General features: G+C 74.8%; 17 protein-coding genes and 1 pseudogene. 7 read left to right on the top strand and 11 right to left on the bottom strand.

Translation table 11 applies throughout. The annotated features are described in order from the left end of the window. Positions 1-71: 71 nt before the first annotated feature. From G9H71_RS01640 to lipA, 3 genes are all read right to left on the bottom strand, one after another. Positions 72-773 carry a DUF4191 domain-containing protein gene (locus tag G9H71_RS01640; protein WP_166276833.1) on the bottom strand — a complete coding sequence of 234 codons (702 nt, stop codon included), beginning with the start codon at positions 771-773 and terminating at the stop codon, positions 72-74. Between the two features lie 55 nt (positions 774-828). After that, positions 829-987 (bottom strand): hypothetical protein, encoded by a 159-nt coding sequence (locus G9H71_RS01635; RefSeq protein ID WP_166276830.1) that lies wholly within the window; start codon positions 985-987, stop codon positions 829-831. 110 nt (positions 988-1,097) lie between these two features. Continuing rightward, entirely contained in the window at positions 1,098-2,039 is a 942-nt protein-coding gene (gene lipA / locus G9H71_RS01630) for a lipoyl synthase (RefSeq protein ID WP_166276827.1), read from the bottom strand. A 105-nt stretch (positions 2,040-2,144) separates the two neighbouring features. Here lipA and G9H71_RS01625 point away from each other — a divergent pair, with 105 nt between their 5' ends. Continuing rightward, a complete protein-coding gene (locus G9H71_RS01625; RefSeq protein ID WP_166276824.1) occupies positions 2,145-3,077 on the top strand; it encodes an LLM class F420-dependent oxidoreductase in 933 nt (310 codons plus the stop codon). Positions 3,078-3,154: 77 nt separating this feature from the next. Continuing rightward, positions 3,155-3,758, top strand: a pseudogene (locus G9H71_RS25410) (DinB family protein). A gap of 22 nt (positions 3,759-3,780) precedes the next feature. Here the strand turns inward: G9H71_RS25410 and lipB are convergent. After that, positions 3,781-4,446 carry a lipoyl(octanoyl) transferase LipB gene (lipB, locus tag G9H71_RS01615; protein ID WP_166276821.1) on the bottom strand — a complete coding sequence of 222 codons (666 nt, stop codon included), beginning with the start codon at positions 4,444-4,446 and terminating at the stop codon, positions 3,781-3,783. Positions 4,447-4,574: 128 nt separating this feature from the next. On the opposite strand from lipB, the gene G9H71_RS01610 reads away from it, so the two are divergent. Beyond that, on the top strand, positions 4,575-6,764 hold the full coding sequence (locus tag G9H71_RS01610; protein WP_166276818.1) for an MMPL family transporter: 2,190 nt from the start codon (positions 4,575-4,577) through the stop codon (positions 6,762-6,764). Positions 6,765-6,777: 13 nt separating this feature from the next. On the opposite strand, the gene G9H71_RS01605 is transcribed toward G9H71_RS01610, so the two are convergent. Next, positions 6,778-7,506: a Type 1 glutamine amidotransferase-like domain-containing protein gene (locus G9H71_RS01605; RefSeq protein ID WP_166276815.1), complete on the bottom strand. Its 729-nt coding sequence runs from the start codon at positions 7,504-7,506 to the stop codon at positions 6,778-6,780. After that, positions 7,493-8,713, bottom strand: coding sequence for an NAD(P)/FAD-dependent oxidoreductase (locus tag G9H71_RS01600; protein WP_166276811.1), 1,221 nt, complete (start codon positions 8,711-8,713; stop codon positions 7,493-7,495). Before G9H71_RS01600 ends, G9H71_RS01605 begins: the two co-directional genes overlap by 14 nt. Positions 8,714-8,780: 67 nt before the next feature. On the opposite strand from G9H71_RS01600, the gene G9H71_RS01595 reads away from it, so the two are divergent. Beyond that, a complete protein-coding gene (locus G9H71_RS01595; RefSeq protein WP_166276808.1) occupies positions 8,781-10,970 on the top strand; it encodes a serine/threonine-protein kinase in 2,190 nt (729 codons plus the stop codon). A 73-nt stretch (positions 10,971-11,043) separates the two neighbouring features. Then, on the top strand, positions 11,044-12,549 hold the full coding sequence (locus G9H71_RS24885; protein WP_166276804.1) for an AAA family ATPase: 1,506 nt from the start codon (positions 11,044-11,046) through the stop codon (positions 12,547-12,549). Here the strand turns inward: G9H71_RS24885 and G9H71_RS01585 are convergent. After that, the gene (locus G9H71_RS01585) at positions 12,534-13,436 is read right to left on the bottom strand and encodes a TIGR01777 family oxidoreductase (protein WP_166276801.1); all 903 of its coding nucleotides are present in this window, start codon (positions 13,434-13,436) and stop codon (positions 12,534-12,536) included. The two genes, G9H71_RS24885 and G9H71_RS01585, sit on opposite strands and share 16 nt — an antisense overlap. A gap of 36 nt (positions 13,437-13,472) precedes the next feature. Further along, positions 13,473-14,423: a GlxA family transcriptional regulator gene (locus tag G9H71_RS01580; protein ID WP_166276798.1), complete on the bottom strand. Its 951-nt coding sequence runs from the start codon at positions 14,421-14,423 to the stop codon at positions 13,473-13,475. Between the two features lie 94 nt (positions 14,424-14,517). Here G9H71_RS01580 and G9H71_RS01575 point away from each other — a divergent pair, with 94 nt between their 5' ends. Together G9H71_RS01575 and G9H71_RS25405 are read left to right on the top strand one after the other, a co-directional pair. Continuing rightward, the gene (locus G9H71_RS01575) at positions 14,518-14,661 is read left to right on the top strand and encodes a hypothetical protein (protein ID WP_166276795.1); all 144 of its coding nucleotides are present in this window, start codon (positions 14,518-14,520) and stop codon (positions 14,659-14,661) included. Positions 14,662-15,263: 602 nt separating this feature from the next. After that, complete coding sequence (locus G9H71_RS25405) at positions 15,264-15,710, top strand: ester cyclase (protein ID WP_166278894.1); 447 nt, start codon at positions 15,264-15,266, stop codon at positions 15,708-15,710. Here G9H71_RS25405 and G9H71_RS01565 read toward each other — a convergent pair. Genes G9H71_RS01565 through G9H71_RS01555 form a run of 3 tightly spaced genes read right to left on the bottom strand, consistent with a single transcriptional unit; the run spans position 15,697 to position 18,338 of the window. Further along, a complete protein-coding gene (locus tag G9H71_RS01565) occupies positions 15,697-16,191 on the bottom strand; it encodes a GNAT family N-acetyltransferase (protein WP_166276792.1) in 495 nt (164 codons plus the stop codon). The genes G9H71_RS25405 and G9H71_RS01565 overlap by 14 nt on opposite strands. 47 nt (positions 16,192-16,238) lie before the next feature. Continuing rightward, complete coding sequence (locus G9H71_RS01560) at positions 16,239-16,907, bottom strand: potassium channel family protein (protein WP_166276789.1); 669 nt, start codon at positions 16,905-16,907, stop codon at positions 16,239-16,241. 39 nt (positions 16,908-16,946) lie between these two features. Next, a complete protein-coding gene (locus G9H71_RS01555; RefSeq protein ID WP_166276786.1) occupies positions 16,947-18,338 on the bottom strand; it encodes a TrkH family potassium uptake protein in 1,392 nt (463 codons plus the stop codon). Positions 18,339-18,410 lie beyond the last annotated feature (72 nt).

Here is an 18,410-nt window from a genome sequence, read left to right as displayed (position 1 = left end):
GCCGGCCCATGCGTACGGGCGGCGCGACGTCAGGGTTCGGTAATCAGCTCAGCGCATGCTGCGCCAAATTCTCAGCGCATGCTGCGCGGAGGCCGCATGTTGCGCGGCAGCGGGCCCTTCGGGATCGGCAGGTTGAGCGAGCCCAGCGCCGCGAGCCGCTTCTCGATCTCGTCGACCTGGCCGGGGGAGAGGGTGCGCGGCAGCTTGGCCACCTTGCGCTGGAGCTCGTGGAGGCTGAGCTGCCCCTCCTCCTGGCCGGCCTGGAAGTCGTAGACCGGGACGTCGGGGGCGACGCGGCCGAGCTTCTTGCGCTCCTGCGCCAGCAGCGGGCCGAGCCGCGCCGGGGCCCCCTCGCCCACGAGGACGACGCCGGCCCGCCCGGTCGCGCGGTGCACGATGTCCTGCTGGCGCGTCACCGCGACGCCGGGCGTGACCGTCCAGCCGCGCTTGAGCGTCTGCAGCACCGCCGCGGCCGCGCCGGGCTGGCCCTCCGCCGAGGCGTACGCCGCCTTCTGCGCCCGGCGGCCGAACACGATGAGCGCCGCGAGCACGGCGAACGGCAGGCCGACGACGGTGAAGTAGATCGGGTGGTCGACCCAGAGGCCGATCGTGACGAAGACCGCGAGGACGACCACGAAGACGGCTGCGAGGAGCAGCCCGATCAGCGAGTCGTTCTTGGCGGTGAGCTTGTAGGCCTGCGCAAGCTGGCGCACCCACCCGAAGCGCTGCTTGCGGGGCTTGGGCGTGGCGGACTCGGAAGAACTGCGGGCCATGCCGCACAGGGTACGGTCCCCGGCCGCCTGGGTCGGACCAGGTTCGCGCGCAGCGTCAGCGCGGCGGGCGCACGTGCAGGAGGAGGGCCGGCCGCTGCTGCGGCGCCCGGGCGGACAGGGCACGGACCGCGGTCGTGAGCACGACCCGGAACGGGGCGCCGGGCCGGGTGCCGGTGGTGGCTACGACCGGCGGCGTGGAAGTCGTCGTCGTCATGCCGTCCAGGCAAGCAGCCCGATGTTGCGGCCAGGTGACAAGCAGGGCAAGAACGGACGTCACGGTCACCCGGGTAACGAGCGGACCGGTTGGCCGTCCGAACCGGCGGCTCAGTGCTGCGCCGGGACCGCCCGCCGCTCGCGCGCCTGGGCGTAGAGCCGCCCGGCGCGGTAGGAGGAGCGGACCAGCGGCCCGCTCAGCACGCCGGCGAACCCGATCGCCTCGGCCTCGGCCGCCAGCTCGACGAACTCCTCCGGCTTCACCCAGCGCTCGACCGGGTGGTGGCGGGGGCTGGGGCGGAGGTACTGCGTGATCGTGACGAGGTCGCAGCCGGCAGCGTGCAGGTCGCGCAGCGCCTCGACGACCTCCTCGCGGGTCTCGCCCATGCCGAGGATGAGGTTCGACTTCGTCACGAGGCCGGCGGCGCGTGCCTGGGTCAGCACGTCCAGCGACCGCTCGTAGCGGAAGCCGGGGCGGATGCGCTTGAAGACGCGCGGCACCGTCTCAAGGTTGTGCGCGAGCACCTCGGGGCGGGCGGAGAAGACCTCGCCGAGCTGGTCGGGCAGGCCGTTGAAGTCCGGGATGAGGACCTCGACCCCGGTGCCCGGGACGAGCTCGTGGATCTGGCGGACGGTCTCGGCGTAGAGCCACGCCCCGCCGTCGGGCTGGTCGTCGCGGGCCACGCCGGTCACCGTCGCGTAGCGGAGCCCCATCGTGCGCACGGACTCGGCCACGCGGCGCGGCTCGTCCCGGTCCAGCGCCTGGGGCTTGCCGGTGTCGATCTGGCAAAAGTCGCAGCGCCGGGTGCACTGGTCGCCGCCGATGAGGAAGGTCGCCTCGCGGTCTTCCCAGCACTCGTAGATGTTGGGGCAGCCGGCCTCCTCGCAGACCGTGTGCAGCCCCTCGCGCCGGACCAGGCCCTTGAGCTCGGTGAACTCCGGGCCGGTGCGCAGCGTCGTCTTGATCCAGGAGGGCTTCTTCTCGATCGGCGTCTGCGCGTTGCGCACCTCGAGTCGGAGCAGCTTGCGCCCGTCCGGTGCGACCGCCGTCATCCGCCGCCTCCTTGATCCCTGACCCGCACGGGAGAACCCCGCCCGGACAGCGTACGTCGGTCCCGGGCGGTGATCGGCCCGCGCCGCTGCCTACGCTCGACGGCCATGGACCTGCGCATCTTCACCGAGCCCCAGCAGGGCGCGACCTACTCCACGCTCCTGCGGGTCGCGAAGGCGGCCGAGGACCTTGGCTTCGACGCCTTCTTCCGCTCGGACCACTACCTCAAGATGGGCGGCGTCAGCGGCCTGCCCGGGCCCACGGACGCGTGGGTCACGCTCGCCGGGCTCGCCCGCGAGACCTCGCGGATCCGGCTCGGGACGCTGATGACCGCCGCCACGTTCCGCTACCCCGGCCCGCTCGCGATCTCGGTCGCGCAGGTCGACGAGATGAGCGGCGGGCGGGTCGAGCTCGGCCTCGGGTCCGGCTGGTACGAGGAGGAGCACACCGCGTACGGGCTGCCCTTCCCGTCGCTGAAGGAGCGCTTCGACCGCTACGAGGAGCAGCTCGCGGTCATCACCGGGCTGTGGCGCACGCCGGAGGGCGAGACGTTCTCCTTCGACGGCGACCACTACCGCCTCGTCGACTCGCCCGCGCTGCCCAAGCCGGCGCAGCGCCCGGGCCCGCCGGTGCTCATCGGCGGGGCGGGCAAGAAGCGCACGCCGCGGCTGGCGGCGGCGTATGCCGACGAGTTCAACATGCCCTTCGCGAACCTGCCGGAGGTGCGCGAGCAGTTCGACCGGGTGCGGCAGGCGGTCGCTGACGCCGGCCGCGACGCGGGCTCGATGACGTACTCCGTCGCGCAGGTGCTCTGCGTGGGCCGGGACGAGGAGGAGGTACGCCGCCGCGCCGCCGCGATCGGGCGAGAGCCCGCGGAGCTGCGCGAGAACGGCCTGGCCGGGACGCCGGACGAAGTGGTCGCGAAGCTGGAGGGGTTCGCGGCGGCAGGGGCTGCCCGCGCCTACCTGCAGGTCCTGGACCTGGGCGACCTGGACCACCTGGAGCTCGTCGCGTCGAAGGTGATGCCGCGGGTCCGCTGAGAACCTACCTGCGCAGCGGACAGGATCTGACCGCTTGGGCGAGGAGGCTTCCGTCATCCCCGACGAAGGAGGCCCCGATGCCCGGAAACGTCCGCCCGGTCAGCGACGAGCGCGACGGGCTGCTCGCCTTCCTGGCGCAGCAGCGGCTCTACCTGCGCGCAGCCTGCTTCGGGCTGACCGACGAGCAGGCCCGGCTTGCCCCCACGCCGAGCACGTTGAGCGTGGGAGGGCTGGTCAAGCACCTGGCCGACATGGAGAGCGGCTGGATGCGCACGATGCTCGGGCAGCCGCAGCAGGCCGACGACGACATGGAGGCGGCGGCCGCGTCGTACGACGACGGCTTCCGGCTCGGCGCCCACGAGACGCTCGCCCAGGTCCTCGACAGGTACGCCGCGGTGGCCGCCGAGACCGAGCGGCTGGTCCGTGCGGAGGAGAGCCTCGACCGGCCGGTGCCGGTGCCGAAGGGCGTGCCGTGGTTCCCCGACGACGTGGACGCCTGGTCCGTGCGCTGGGTGCTGCTCCACCTGATCCAGGAGACGGCGGCACGCCGGGCACGCCGACATCGTGCGGGAGGCGGTCGACGGCGCGAACGCGATCGAGCTGCTGGCCGGCCTCGAGGGGTGGCCCGCGAGCGACTGGGTCACGCCGTGGGCGGCCGAGCCGGAGGCGGCACGCTCGTGAGTGAGTGCGCTGCTTTCTGGGCTCAGGCCGTGGCGGACGACGTCAGCGCGGCCGCCGGCAGTGCGAAGACCTCGACCAGGTGTCGCTCCACGACCGGGAGCGCCTCCTCGAGGGTCACCCGGCGCCCGAGCTCGCGGGTCAGCGACGTCACCCCGGCGTCCGTGATCCCGCAGGGCACGATCCGGTCGAAGGCCGAGAGGTCGCTGTCGCAGTTGAGCGCGAAGCCGTGCATGGTGACGCCGCGCGCGACCCGGCAGCCGATGGCGGCGACCTTGCGGTCCTGCTCGCCGGGGGCGCCGAGCACCCAGACCCCGCTGCGTCCGTCGACGCGGTCGGTGGCGAGGCCGAAGTCCGCGCACGCCCGGATCACGACCTCTTCGACCCGCCGCACGTGGGCGACGACGTCGATGGGGTCGGGCAGCCGCAGGATCGGATAGCCCACGAGCTGGCCGGGCCCGTGCCAGGTGATGCGCCCGCCACGGTCGACCTCGACGACCTCCGTGCCGTCGGTCGGGCGGTCGTACCACGCCGTGCGCCGGCCCGCGGTGTAGACGGAGTCGTGCTCGACGAGCAGCACCGTGTCCGGCGCCTCGTCCGCGACCCGGGCCGCGTGCAGCTGCCGCTGCATGTCCCAGGCCTCCTCGAATCCCACGTGGCCGGCACGGATGAGTCGGAGGGGGTCAGACACGTCTGCAGAGTACGTCCGGCACCGCCGTGCCGGGCCTCCGGAGCAATAGGGCGTTTTCCCTAGTGCGCCGGATCACCGTTCTTCCCTACGCTCGGGACGTCGCGCGTCGCCCCGTTGAGGAGCTGTCGATGCCTGCCAAGCCGCTCCACCCCGCCGACCCATCCGTTCCTGCTGCCCGCCGCCCACCGGAGAGACGCCCGGGGATCGTGCGCTGGCTCGCGCCCGCGATCGTGCTGCTCGTCGGCCTGGTCGTCATCGGCATCTCCGGAGGCCTCGGCGCCAAGCTGGGGGAGGTGGTGGAGAACGACCAGGCCGCATTCCTCCCCGAGTCCGCGGAGTCCACCAAGTCGCTCCTGCTCGAGGAGCGCTTCGCCGGTGCCCAGGACATCCCCGCGATCATCGTCTGGGAGCGGGAGGGCGGCATCACCGACGCCGACCGCTCCGCGGTCGCGTCCGCGCTCGAGCAGATCGGCCGGGTCGACGGCGTGGCCGGGCCACCGTCGCCCGCCGGGGAGTCCGAGGACGGCGAGGCGCTGCAGTCGCTCGTCCCGCTGCCGGGCGACAACTCGGCGTTCGAGGAGCTCCCCGACGTCGTCGACGAGATCCAGGCCATCGCCGACGGCGTCGAGGGCACCGACGCCTACGTCACCGGCCCGGGTGGCAGCTTCGCCGACTTCGCCGCCGCGTTCGCCGGCATCGACGGCCGGCTGCTGTTCACCGCGCTCGGCGTGGTCTTCGTGATCCTGCTGCTGATCTATCGCAGCCCCGTCTTCATCCCGGTGCTCCTGTCGGTGTTCGGAGCCCTCTTCCTCGCCCAGGCCGTCGTCTACCTCGCCGCGGACGCCGGCTGGATCACGGTGGACGGGCAGAGCCAGGGCATCCTGTCCGTCCTCGTGGTCGGGGCCGGGACCGACTACGCCCTGCTGCTCATCAGCAGGTACAAGGAGGAGCTGCACACCCACGACTCGGCGTGGCTGGCGATCAGGGGCGCTCTGCGCGGGGCCACACCCCCGATCTTCGCCTCCGGCGTGACCGTGATCCTGGGCCTGCTCTGCCTGTTGCTGTCCGACCTCAACAGCAACCAGTCGCTCGGGCCCGTCGCCGCCATCGGCATCGCGTGCTCGATGCTCTCCATGCTCGTCTTCCTGCCCGCGCTGCTCGTGACCCTCGGCCGGCACTGGTTCTGGCCGTTCGTGCCCCGGCACGACGAGGTGCCGACCGCCGGCCGCGGGATCTGGGGCCGGGTCGCCGAGCTGGTCGGCAGCCGGACGCGGCTGGTGGGGGCTGCGACCGCCATCGTGCTCGTCGCGCTCGCCGCCATGATCTTCCGGCTGGACGCGACCGGCCTGACGACCGAAGAGCAGTTCACCAACGAGGTGCCCTCCGTCCTCGGCCAGGAGGTCCTGGGGGAGCACTTCCCCGGTGGGACCGGCACCCCGGCCAGCGTCATCGGCCCGCAGGACGAGGGCGAACGGATCCTGGAGGTCGTCCGGGCGGACCCGGGTGTGGCCTCCGCGGCGCTGCGCCCCGAGGCCCCGCCGGCGCAGGGCGCGACGGCCGAGGGGCCGCCCAAGGTGGTCGACGGGCAGGTCCAGGTGGAGGCGGTGCTCACCGACGCGCCGGACTCCCCGGCGGCCGAGGACACCGTGCTCCGGCTGCGGTCCGCCGTGGACCAGGTCGGCACCGACGTCCTGGTCGGCGGCGTCACCGCCGTCACCTACGACGTGAAGCAGGAGTCCGCCCGTGACACCCGGGTCATCATCCCGGTCGTGCTGCTGGTCATCTTCGTGATCCTCGCGGTGCTGCTCCGGGCCTTCGTCGCTCCGCTGCTGCTGGTCGCGACGGTGGTGCTGTCGTTCGCGGCGACGTTGGGCGTGTGCGCGCTGGTCTTCGAGTTCCTCTTCGACTTCGCCGGCGCCGATCCGTCGTTCCCGCTCTTCGCGTTCGTCTTCCTCGTGGCCCTCGGCATCGACTACAACATCTTCCTCATGACGAGGGTGCGGGAGGAGACCGCACGCCACGGCACCCGCGAAGGGACGCTGCGCGGGCTCGCCGTGACCGGTGGCGTCATCACCTCGGCCGGCGTGGTCCTGGCGGCGACGTTCGCGGCCCTCGGTGTGCTGCCGCTGGTCTTCCTCGCCGAGCTCGGCTTCGCGGTCGCGTTCGGGGTGCTGCTGGACACCCTCGTCGTCCGGTCCCTGCTGGTGCCCGCCCTCGTCCACCAGCTGGGCGACAGGGTGTGGTGGCCGTTCGCTCCTCCGGGGCCGCGCACGCACGAGCGGCAGGGGGAGGCGGCCCGGGAGCCCGTCGAGGCCTGAGCCCGACGACCGCTCAGCCGAGGAGGCGCGGCTCGATCCGCGTCTCCTCGGCCCGTCCCTGCGCGACCTGCTCGATCCGGTACGCCGCCACCCTCGTGCGGTCGGCCACCGCCTCGGCCAGCTCCGTGCCGCGGTAGACCAGGCCGACACCGTCGTCGGTCGCGTACGACAAGGGCATCGACCCCTCACCGACCAGCCGCTGCAGCAGCGGCCGGCGCTGCGCCTCGCTGTCGTAGTGCACGCCGTTGCCGTAGGGGAGGAACGCGAGCCCGTTCGTCACCGGGCGCAGGTCGGGGCCGAAGGAGTCGGTGGTGCCGCCCACGTGCCAGCAGATCGAGCCCGCGCTGACCCCGCCGAGCACGACGCCGGCCTCCCAGGCGGTGCGCAGGGCGTCACCCAGGCCGTGCAGCTCCCACATCGCGAGCAGCCCGGCGACGCTTCCGCCGTCCACCCAGACCACGTCCTGGTCCAGCAGGTGGGCGCGCATGTCGTCGTGGTTCGGCATCGTGAAGAGCGCGAGGTCCGTCACCTGAATCGACGTTCCCTGAAATGCCTCTCGCACCTGCTGCCGGCGGTGCAGCTGGTCCCCGTTGGCCGTGCCGATGTAGCACAGCTTCGGCGCCGCCGGCCGCCCCGCCAGGTCGACCATGAGGTCGAAGACGGGGCCGGGGGCGAGGTAGGACCGGCGCCCCGGGCGGAAGCCCATGGAGGTCGCGACGATCGTGGGCTCAGCGGCGGGCATGCAGCTCCTCGAGTACGGCGTCGGCGGCCCGGCGGCCGGAGACGAGAGCGCCCTGGATGGACGCGGTGTCGCGGTGGTCGCCGGCGACGAAGACGCCGTCCCCGAGGGCGACCGGCTGGCGGACGTCGAGCGGGGGCAGCATCGCCGGCAGCGCGTGCGGGACCGCGTAGGCACGCACGAGCTCCCAGCCGGTCGTGCCGCAGCCGTAGACGCGGGCGAGGGTGTCACGGACCGCTCGCTCGGTGGACGCGTCTGCCCGGTCGCCGATCACGCTGGCGTGGACCAGGCAGCGTCCCGGGGCGTACTCGGGCACGACGTTGGTCAGCACGGCGGTGTTGACGACCGGCGAGGCGTGCTCGCGCCGCTCGCCGTCGACGTGGATCGCCGGGACGTCCGAGGGCGGCTCCGGCGCCAGGAAGTAGAACGTCGTCAGCGCCCGCTGCCGCGCAGGCGCGAGGCCGGGCAGCAGCCGGCGGGCCGCGGCCGCGTCGGTGGCGACCACGACGGCACGGGTGGTCCTGCGCAGGGTGCCGACGTCGTCGACGCGCTGCCCCAGCTCCACCGTGCCGGGCGGCAGGCCCGCGGCGAGCTGCTCGGGGATCGAGCCCATCCCGCCGGCCGGCAGGCTCGGCGTGCCGCGGACGAACGAGCGGACGACGAGGTCGACGAAGCGACGGGAGGTCGCGAGCTCCTCCTCGCCCAGCACGCCGGCGAGGAACGGGCGGAGCACTCTCTCCAGGACCGGCCCGCTCACCCCGCGCTCGGCGAGCGCCTGCCGCGCGGTCGCGTCCGGCTCCGACAGCAGCTGCGCGACCGGCGTCCGCGTGGTGGTGAGCGCGTACTGCGCCAGCCGGCCCTTCGCCAGCGGGCCGCCCACGGGAGCGAGAGTGCTCGACAGCGCCCAGCCGGGCACGCGCCGCGGGTCGCCGACGCGGACGCGTCGGCCGCCGACGGCGACGACTACGCCGGCGTCGAAGGGGCGCAGGTCGAGGGCGTCCTGGTCGAGCGCCCGAGCCGCCTCGGGATAGGAGGGGTTGTGCACCTGGAAGCCCCGGTCGAGCAGCACCCCGTCGACGACGTCCGTGCGGACCCGGCCGCCGACGCCGTCGGAGGCTTCGAGGACGCGCACGTCGAGGCCGGCGGCGTGCAGCCGGCGAGCGGCGTGCAGCCCGGCGAGCCCGGCTCCTACGACGACGACATCGGGCATGGGGTCGGACGCTACCGCCTGTGGACGACGCCGGCACGCCGGCGCCCGCCTCGGCCATCCTCCTGCCATGGCGACAGGACGGCGGAGTTCGCGGGAGCAGTCGGCGGCGCGGCGGGCGTGGGACGTGGCCGGCTACGAGCCGGTGCGGCGGCTGGGCCCGGGCGGCGGAGGCGGGGTGTGGCTGGCGCGGGACGAAGCGACCGGCGGTGCCGTGACCGTGCGCCGGCTGGTGCTGGCCGACGACCGCGTGGAGGAGGCCCGGCGCGCGGCCGCCGTCCTCGCCGACGCCGTGCACCCGCACCTGGCGCCCGTCCTCGCCGCACTGCCGGTCCGCGACGGTCTCGCCCTGGTCGCCGTCGAGGAGCCGGGGCTGTCCGCGGCCGCCCTGCTCTCGGGGCGGGGGAGGCTCGACGCGGGCGAGGCGGTCACCCTCCTCGTGCCGATCGCGCAGGCGCTCGCCGCGGTGCATGCGCTGGGACTCCCGCACGGCCGGGTCTCCGTGGACTCGGTGCGGGTGGGCGATGACGGCCGGCCCGTCCTGGCCGCACTCGGCGAGGGGCTGGGCATGCCGGGCGGGTCGGCGTCCGGTGACGTCTGGTCGCTCGCGGCGGTCGGCTGGCAGGTGCTCGCCGGCCAGCCCTACGAGGCGTCCGGCGGCACCGCCCTGCCGGAGCTGGCCCCCGCGGTGCCCCGGCCGCTGGCCGGGCTGCTGACCTCGGTGCTCGACGCGCCGGTGGACCGGCGTCCGTCCGCCGCCCAGCTGGCCGCGGCCGTGTTCGACACCTGCACCGCCGTTCCCCTGCGGCTGCCGGCGCCGCCAGGCCCGAGCGCGGCCCAGCCAGCCGGTGCGCCGTCCTCGGCCGTCGGCTCGCTGCGTTTCGCCGGTGACCCGTCCGCGACCCCCGGCGACCGGCCGGGCCCGCCCCGCTCGCCGGGAGGGCGCACGCGGCCGTCGCGGGGGGAGGCGTCCGCCGGGGGCGGGCGCGCTCGGCCGTCGCGGGGAGAGACGTCGCGCGGGGGTGGGCACCCCCGGGCCCGCGGCACGTTCGGCCGACGGTCCGCCAGTGGCCGCGGCGGCGCGATTGGGCGGCGAGCCACGGCGCGCCCCGGCTCGCGGCGGATGGCGGTCGCGGCCGTCGGCGGAGGGGTCGCCGCTGTCGCCCTGACCGTCCGCGTGCTCCTGGGGCTTCTGCCTGATGCGGGGGAGCCGCCCTCGGTCGGGCAGGGTGCGCTGTCGGGCGGGTCGGCCGCGAGCGCGGCCGTTCCGAGCGGCTCGGCCTCGGGGACAGGCACCGCCGAAGCGGGCGGTCCCGGGGGCGCCGGCGCGGCGTCGGCCGGGGCGTCCGCGGGCGGCGTCTCCTCGCGCGGCGGGTCCTCGCGGGAGCCGTCCTCGGGCGGGGTGGCAGCCCCTGGCGTCGGCACGGACGGGACGCAGACGCAGCCGTCGCCGGGGGCCGCGGGTGCCGGCGACGGCGTGGGCAGCGCGGGGCAAGGGACGACCGGCCGACCCGCCGCAGGGAGCGCGCCGGCAACGTCCGGGGACGGGCGAGCAGCCGCCGGCCGGGCCGCCGCGGGATCGGGCGACGCCGCCGGTCCGGGCGGCTCGGCAGGGACGGGCACGTCGGCAGGGACGGGCGCGTCGGCAGGAACGGGCACATCGGGAGGGACGGGCACGTCAGGGACAGCCGCGGCGCCAGGGACCGGCGCATCGGGAGAGACGGGCGCGTCGGGAGACATGGACGCCTCCGCCCCGGCGACCTCGCCTGCCACGTCGGGCGCCACGTCGAGCCCGCCCTCCTCGGCCGGCGCTGCAGCGACCGGCGCCGGGGAGAGGGCCGCGGGAGCGCCCGGCACGGCCCGCGACGCCGAGTGGGCGGGCGTCCTCGCCCGGCTGGACGGGCTGCGCTCGCGGGCCTTCGCGTCGGCCGACCAGGCCCTGCTCTCGTCCGCGTACGCCGACGGTGCCCCGGCCCTCGTCCGTGACCGGGAGCTGCTGGACCGGCACATCGCGGCCGGATACCGGGCACGTGGCCTGCGGCTGCAGGTCGTCTCCGTCGCCCGCACCGGCGGGGCGGCGTCCCGCGTGGCGCTGCGGGTCACCGACCGGATGCCGGGCTACTCCGTCGTGAGCTCCGACGGGGTTGCCCAGCCCGTCGCCGGGCGCGGCGAGCGCACCTGGACGGTCGTCCTGGCACGGGTCAGCGGGGACTGGCGCTACTGGGACGTACGCGCCGCGGGCCCGGGAGGAGGGCGGTGAGCCGGGCTTCCCGAGATGCCGGCCGGGCGATATTTCCGAGCGACCGGCGCCCGCCCGCTCCTACGCTCCCGACGTGACCACCGACGAGGCCCGCGAGTTCGCCCGCTCCTACGTCCGCTTCCTCGAGTCGATGCACGAGCTCGCGGGGCGCGGCGAGGGCAACGAGGTCGTGCGCCGGGTCCAGGAGCACGTGGGCGAGGAGGGGCGCCGCCACTCGGTCGTGGGCCGCGGCTTCGCGCCCTTCGAGCAGGTCAACGTGCAGGTCGCCCTCGACCGGTGGAGCGAGCAGCCGGAGCGCACGGTCGTCGTCGAGGGCGTGACGCTGCCGCCGCACTACGGGCCCGTCACGCTGCAGCAGCTGCTGCACGGCGAGGCGCTGCCTCCGACGCGGCTCACGGCACCCGAGCTGGTCGACCTTCCGTCCGGGCCGGGGCGCACCACCGCCTGCGTGCGCAACGGGCTCTTCCTCGTCGACGACGAGGCCCGCGGCCGCTTCGTGCTGTTCGCCCGCGCGCCGCAGCCGCACCAGGGTGAGCCGGTGCTCCAGCTCGAGCTGGCCGGGCTGCCGACGGACGAGGCGCAGAAGGTGCTGCGCGAGCTCGACGAGCTGCGGACGCGGCACAACGTCTACCGCGGCCAGACGGTCGAGCTCGCCCCCGAGATGCACGGCGGGCTGAGCGTGGTGTTCCCCGAGCTGCCGGCCACCGAGCGGGCCGACGTCGTGCTGCCCGACGCGGTGCTCGCCCGGATCGAGCGCCACGCCATCGGCATCGCGGACCGGCGCGAGGCCCTGCGCGCCGCGGGCCGCCACCTCAAGCGCGGGCTGCTGCTCTACGGCCCGCCCGGCACCGGCAAGACCCACACGACCCGCTACCTCGTGCAGCACCTGGCCGGCGCGACGGTTCTCATGCTGTCCGGCCGCTCGCTGCAACTCGTCGGTGCCGTGACGCAGCTGGCGCGCGAGCTGCAGCCGGCGGCAATCGTGCTCGAGGACGTCGACCTGGTGGCCGAGGACCGCGGCTTCGGCCCGGGCTCCAGCCCGGTCCTCTTCGAGCTGCTCGACGCGATGGACGGGGCCGCGGCCGACGCGGACCTGCTCTTCCTGCTGACGACGAACCGCGCCGACCTGCTGGAGGAGGCGCTCGCGGCCCGGCCCGGCCGGGTCGACGTCGCGGTCGAGATCGGGCTCCCGGACTCCGATGCCCGCCGGCGGCTGCTCGACGTCTATGCCCGCGGGCTCCGGCTCGAGGTGTCCGACGCGACGCAGGACGACGCGATCGAGCGGATGGCTGGGGTCACGGCCTCGTTCGTCAAGGAGCTGCTCCGCCGCGCCGTGCTGGAGGCGCTCGAGGGCGAGGCCGCTCCGGACGGCGTCGTCGTCAAGGACGAGCACCTGATCCGCGCCCTCGACGACCTGCTCGACAGCGCGCAGGGCCTGACGCGCGCGCTCCTCGGCGTGCGCGACGGAGCCGCCGCGCCCGGGGGCGGGCCCGAGCCTCACCCGCACACCCGCCAGGCCTACGCCTCCTCCCTGAGCTTCGTCGCCGAAGCCGGGCCGGGCCTTCAGCCGTGGAGGTAGGCCGCGATCGCCTCGAGCGTCGGGTGCTCATAGCTGAATCCAAGTTCCTGCAAGCGACGTCCCTCGACGCGGGTGCTGCCGAGCACTTCGCTCGACATCTCGCCGAGGCCGAGCCGCAGCGCTGCGGCAGGGACGCGCATCACGGTCGGCCGGTGGAACTCCCGGCCTAGCGCGTGCAAGATCCCGTCCAATTGCGCGGGCACGGCGGTGAGGTTGACGGGCCCGACGGCCCGCTCGTCCTCGAGCAGCAGCCGGAGGGCGCGGACCTCGTCGGGCAGCGAGATGAGGCTCCACCACTGGCGACCGGAGCCGAGCCGCCCGCCGAGCCCGAGGCGTACGACCGGGAGCAGCCGTCCGAACGCGCCGCCCTTGCGCGACGCCACGATCCCGGTCCGGGCGTGCACGACGCGGATACCGGCGTCCCGCGCCGGGTCCGCCGCGGCCTCCCACTGCGCGACGACGTCGGCGAGGAACCCCTGCCCGCGCGGGGACGTCTCGTCCACCGGCCGGTCGCCGGTGTCTCCGTAGTAGCCCACGGCCGACCCCGCGACGAGCACGTCCGGCCGCGGGTCGAGGGCCGCCATGGCGCTCGCGATCGCCACGGTGCCCTTGACCCGGCTGTCGAGGATCTCCCGCTTGTACGCCGCCGTCCACCGCCGGTCCCCGACCCCCGCTCCGGCGAGGTGGACGACCGCGCGGACGCCCTGCAGGGCCTCGACGTCGACCGTCTCGCGCTTGGGGTCCCAGCGCACCTCGTCCGGCGAGCGCGGCGCCGACCGGACGAGCCGGAGCACGCGCTGCCCGTCGGCCTCGAGGCTTGCGACCAGCGCCCGTCCGATGAGGCCGGAGGCGCCGGTGACGGCGACGGGGCCGCGGTTCGTGTCCACCCGGCGATGCTCCCCGAGCCCGGGGAGCGCCGCCACTCAGGCGGTCGCGCGGAACTGCCGGCGGTACGCGAGGGGCGTCGTCCCCCGCAGCCGCAGGAAGTGGTGGCGGAGCGGGGCGGCGGTGCCGAACCCGCACCGCACCGCGATGGCCTCGACCGGGTCCTCGCCCTCCTCGAGGAGCTGCTGGGCGAGCGCGACCCGCTGAGCCGTGACCCACTGCAGGGGCGTCGTCCCGACCTCGGCACGGAAGCGACGGGCGAACGTGCGTTCGGACATGTGTGCGCGCGAGGCGAGCTCCTGCACCGAGAGGTCGGCGTCGAGGTTCGCGGACGCCCATGCCAGGAGGTCACCGAGGGTGTCCGCCGGCGTCGCGGCGATCGGGGTCTCGATGTACTGCGACTGGCCGCCGTCCCGGTGCGGTGGCACGACCATGCGCCGCGCGATGGTCGCCGCGACGCGGGCGCCGAACTCCGTGCGCACCAGGTGGAGGCAGGCGTCGATGCCGGCCGCCGTGCCGGCGCTGGTGACGACGCCGCGGTCCTCCACGTAGAGCACGTCGGCGTCCACCCGTGCCGCCGGCTGCTGCGCACGCAGCTCGTCCGCGTAGCGCCAGTGCGTGGCGCAGCGCCGGCCGTCGAGCAGCCCCGCCTGGCCGAGCACGAAGGCCCCGGAGCACACCGACAGCACCCGGGCGCCGCGCGCGACCGTCTCCCGCAGCAGCTCGAGAACCGGCTCGGGCGCCGGCGCGTGACGGGGGGAGGCCGGCACGGCGACGAGGTCCGCCTTCCGGGCGCGCTCCAGGCCGTGGCGGACGTCGAGGGAGAACCCCATCGGGGTGGCGACGAGCCCGGGCTCGAGGGCGACGACGTCGAAGTCGAAGCCGGGCACGCCCTGGTCCGTGCGGTCGAGGCCGAAGACCTCGCAGAGCACCCCGAGCTCGAACGGAGCCACTCCCGGGAGGGCGATCGCGACGACGTTGCGCAGCATGCGACGAGAGTGCCACAAACGTTGGCAGGAAATCGCGGGAGAGTGGCATCTCTGCCACTGGTGGCGGGAAGTCGGCGGGAGCAGAGTTCCTGCCATGAACACGATACCGGAGCTGGTCTCCGCCCTCGCCCTGCTCGCCTCCTCCGTCGCGCTCGTTCCGTGGGTGCGCTCGGACGGCTTCGCCGGAAGCCGTCGCGCCCGGCCCAGCGCCCGCACCCGGCACGGGAGCCTGCGATGAGCCGCGCGTTCGTCGCCCGCGCCGGCTGGCTCCTCCCGGTCGCCGCGGCGCTCCTGCTCTGGACGACCGCGCGCCACCAACCGGACCCGGCCGCCGATCTCGCCGGCTGGTCCGGCTTCGTGACCACGCGACGCTTCCAGGTCGAGCACCTGGCCGGCAGCGTCGTCGGGCAGGCGCTCTGGACGCTCGGCGCCGCCGCCCTCGTCGCTGCTGTGCTGCCCGCGACCCGGCGTCCCGGGTACGCCGTGGCCGGCCTGGCCGCGACCGTCCTCGGCGGCGCGGGCCTGCTCGCCGGGTTCGGCGTCGCCGCCTTCGCCCAGCCGGCGATCGGCCGCCTGCACGCCACGGCGCCGGCCGTCGCGGAAGCGGTCTACGACGACGTGTACGCCGCCCCGGCCCTGGTCACCCTCCTCGGCGGCGCGCTGCTGTGGGCCGTCGGCGGCGTCCTGCTGGCGCTCGCCGCCGCCGGCACGGCCACGGTCCCGCGCTGGGCCGCGCTGCTGCTCGGGGCCTCGGGACCGCTGATCGGAGTCTTCGGCGTCGCCTACGGTCCGTTGCAGACGGTGGGGGCGCTGGCCGGCGTGCTCGGTGGCGCGGCGGTGATGCGCGCCCTCGGCGACGACGCCGCACCGTCGTCGGGGGAGCAGTTGGTCCGGGAGTTCTTCCGCGTCGTGCGGTCCGGCCGCGAGCCCGACCGGGCGGGGGAGTTCTTCGCCCCGGTCGTGCTCGCGCACCAGGTGCGGTCGGGGGCCGCGGAGACGGTGCGGCGGACGCCGGAGGGCTACGCGGGCCACGTGCGGGAGATGCTCGGCCAGTTCGGCCGGTTCAACCTGACGATCGACGAGCTCGTGGCGGCCGGGGACCGGGTCTACGTCCGCTGGACCCAGGCCGGGCGGCACGTCGGCGCCATCGACGGCGTGGCGGCGACGGGGCGCCCGCTGACGGTCGTCGCGAGCGCGGTCTACCGGGTGAGCGGCGGCCGCATCACCGAGTACTGGATCCAGCAGGAGGACTCCGGGCTCACGGCCCAGCTGCTCACGCCGGCGTGACGGGCCCGGCCGTCAGCTCGCGGTAGTAGTAGAGGAGCTGCTCGTCCCGGCCCGGCTCCGAGTTGCTGTAGCCGTGCCGCTCGTAGAACCGGCGCGCGTCGACGTCGTCCCCGTCGACGTTGATCTCCACCAGCTCCCCGCCGCGGGCGATGACCACCGCCTCGGCCGCCCGCAGCAGCCCGCTGCCGATGCCATGGCCACGCAGCCCGGGGACGACGTACAGCTCGTCGAGCACGGCGACGGGGCCGTCGTACCAGACGTTGAGACGGACGCTCAGCAGGGCGACACCGACGGCGGGCTCGCCGGCCAGCACCGCGATCGCGGCGTCGCCGGCGAGCAGGCGGCGCAGCCGGGTCGCGAGGACGCCGACGCCGGGGGTCGGGTCGCCGTACTCCCGGTTGAACGCGTCGAGCAGCGCGGCGACGGCCCCGGCGTCCTCGACCGAGCAGACCCGCGGGGCGGCGGAGGTCGTCGGCTCCATCCCAGCAGCATGCCGCTCCGGCTCCCGGGTCGCGAGGGCCTTTCCCCTCAGGACGTCTCGGCCGCGAACCGCTCGAGCGCCTCGGTCTGGGCCGCGACGATGAGCAGGTCGCCCTGCTCGACGTACGTGTCGGCCTGGGCGTAGGTGAAGGTCTGGCCGTAGCGCTTCACGCCGACGACGGTCACCCCGTACTTCGAGCGCAGCCGGGCCTCGCCGAGGGTCCTGCCCCAGGCCTCCTGGGGCGCCCGCATCTTGGTGATGGCGAACCCGTTGTCCAACTCGATGAAGTCGAGGATCTTCTCGGTCAGCAGATGGGCGACCCGCTTGCCGGCGTCCTGCTCCGGGAAGACGACGTGGTGCGCGCCGACGCGCGTGAGGATGCGACCATGGGCGTGCGTGACCGCCTTGGCCCAGATGTGCGGGACGCCGATGTCCACGAGGACGGACGTCGCGAGGATGCTCGCCTCGATGTCGGTGCCGATCGCCACGACAGCGACCTCGAAGTCCGCCGCGCCCAGCTGTCGCAGCGCCTCCTCGCTCGTCCAGTCCGCCTCGACCACGTGCGTCAGCCGGTTGGCCATCTCCTGGACCACCTCGTGGCGGGGGTCGACCGCGAGGACCTGGGTGCCGGAGCGTGCGAGCGACTCGGCGAGCGCGCTGCCGAAGCGGCCGAGCCCGACGACGAGCACGCCGCCCTCGAGGATGTTGCGACCCATTGCCGGTACCGCCCTTCACCGAAGGCTTCTTCGCCTACCTCAGCCGATCAGCATGCGCTCCTCGGGATAGGCGTAGAGCTGCTTGCGCTCGCGCAGGGCGAGGGCCGAGGCGGCGGTCACGATACCGACCCGTCCGACGAACATCAGGACGACGAGCACGTAGTGCGCGGGCTGCGGGAGGTCGGCGGTGATGCCCGTGGAGAGCCCGGCGGTGCCGAACGCGGAAGCCGACTCGAAGAGCACCCGGTCCAGCGGCTGCTCGGTGAGGGCGAGCAGGAGCAGCGTCCCCAGGAACACCCAGGCCACGCCGAGCAGGGCGACCGACACGGCCAGGCGCAGCGTCGCGGCCGGGATCCGGCGGCGGAACGCCTGGACGTACGCGTCGCCGCGCGCCTCCGCGACGATGGCGAAGAGCAGCACGAAGAACGTGGTCACCTTGATGCCGCCGGCGGTCGACGCGCTGCCGCCGCCGATGAACATCAGCGCGTCCGTGCCGAGCCAGGTCACGTCGCGCATCTCGCCGTAGTCCAGGGTGTTGAAGCCGGCCGACCGCGGCTGCACGGTGTGGAAGACCCCGGCCAGCACCTTCTGCGGCCAGGACAACGGCCCGAAGGTCCCCGGGTTGGACCACTCGAACGCGGTGATCATCAGGAACCCGCCGACGAGCAGGACCGCCGACCCCGCCAGCGTGATCTTCGTGTGCAGGCTCCAGCTCTGCGGCGTGCGACGCTCGCGCAGCAGCTCGACCAGGACGGGGAAGCCGAGCCCGCCGAGCACGACGGCGAGCGCGATGGGCAGGCACACCCACGGGTCGCCGACGTACTCGGTGAGCCCGGTCGCGGGAAGCGTGAACCCGGCCTGGTTGAAGGCGGAGACCGAGTGGAAGACGCCCTGCCACAGCGCCGTGCCGAAGCCCATGTCGTACGCGAGGGCGAAGCGTGCCGTGAGCAGGGCTGCGACGACGCCCTCGATCAGCAGCGAGGTCCGCAGCACCGCGAGCACGACACCGCGTACGTCGCCGAGCCCGAACGCCGCGGTCTCGGTCTGTGTGAGCAGCCGGCTGCGCAGCCCGAGGCGCCGCGACACGAGCAGGGCGAGCACCGAGGCCAGCGTCATGATCCCGATGCCGCCGACCTGGATGCCCGCGAGGATCACCGCCTGCCCGAAGGGGGTCCAGTGGGTGCCCGTGTCCACGACCGCGAGCCCGGTGACGCAGACCGCCGAGGTGGCCGTGAACAGCGCCTGCAGCCAGCTCGTGCCCTCGTCGTCCGTGGCGGAGACCGGGAGGCGCAGCAGCAGCGTGCCGAGGCCGATCCCCAGTGCGAAGGCGATGCTGATGACCTGGGCCGGGTGGCGGGGCCTGAGGTCGACCTCGAGCCCGCCGGGCAGGAGCCTGCGGCGGGCTCGGGCCAGGGGCCCATCGGGGCTCATCGCCACGGCGCCGTCTCCCCGACCGACAGGTCCGGATGCCGGTCGACGAGGGCTCCCTGCAGCGCCACGGCC

This window comes from Motilibacter deserti (assembly GCF_011250635.1).
GTDB classification, from domain to species: Bacteria; Actinomycetota; Actinomycetes; order Motilibacterales; family Motilibacteraceae; genus Motilibacter_A; species Motilibacter_A deserti.
The sequence above is the reverse complement of the archived record's forward strand: the minus strand, read 5'-3'. Positions and strand labels throughout refer to the sequence as shown.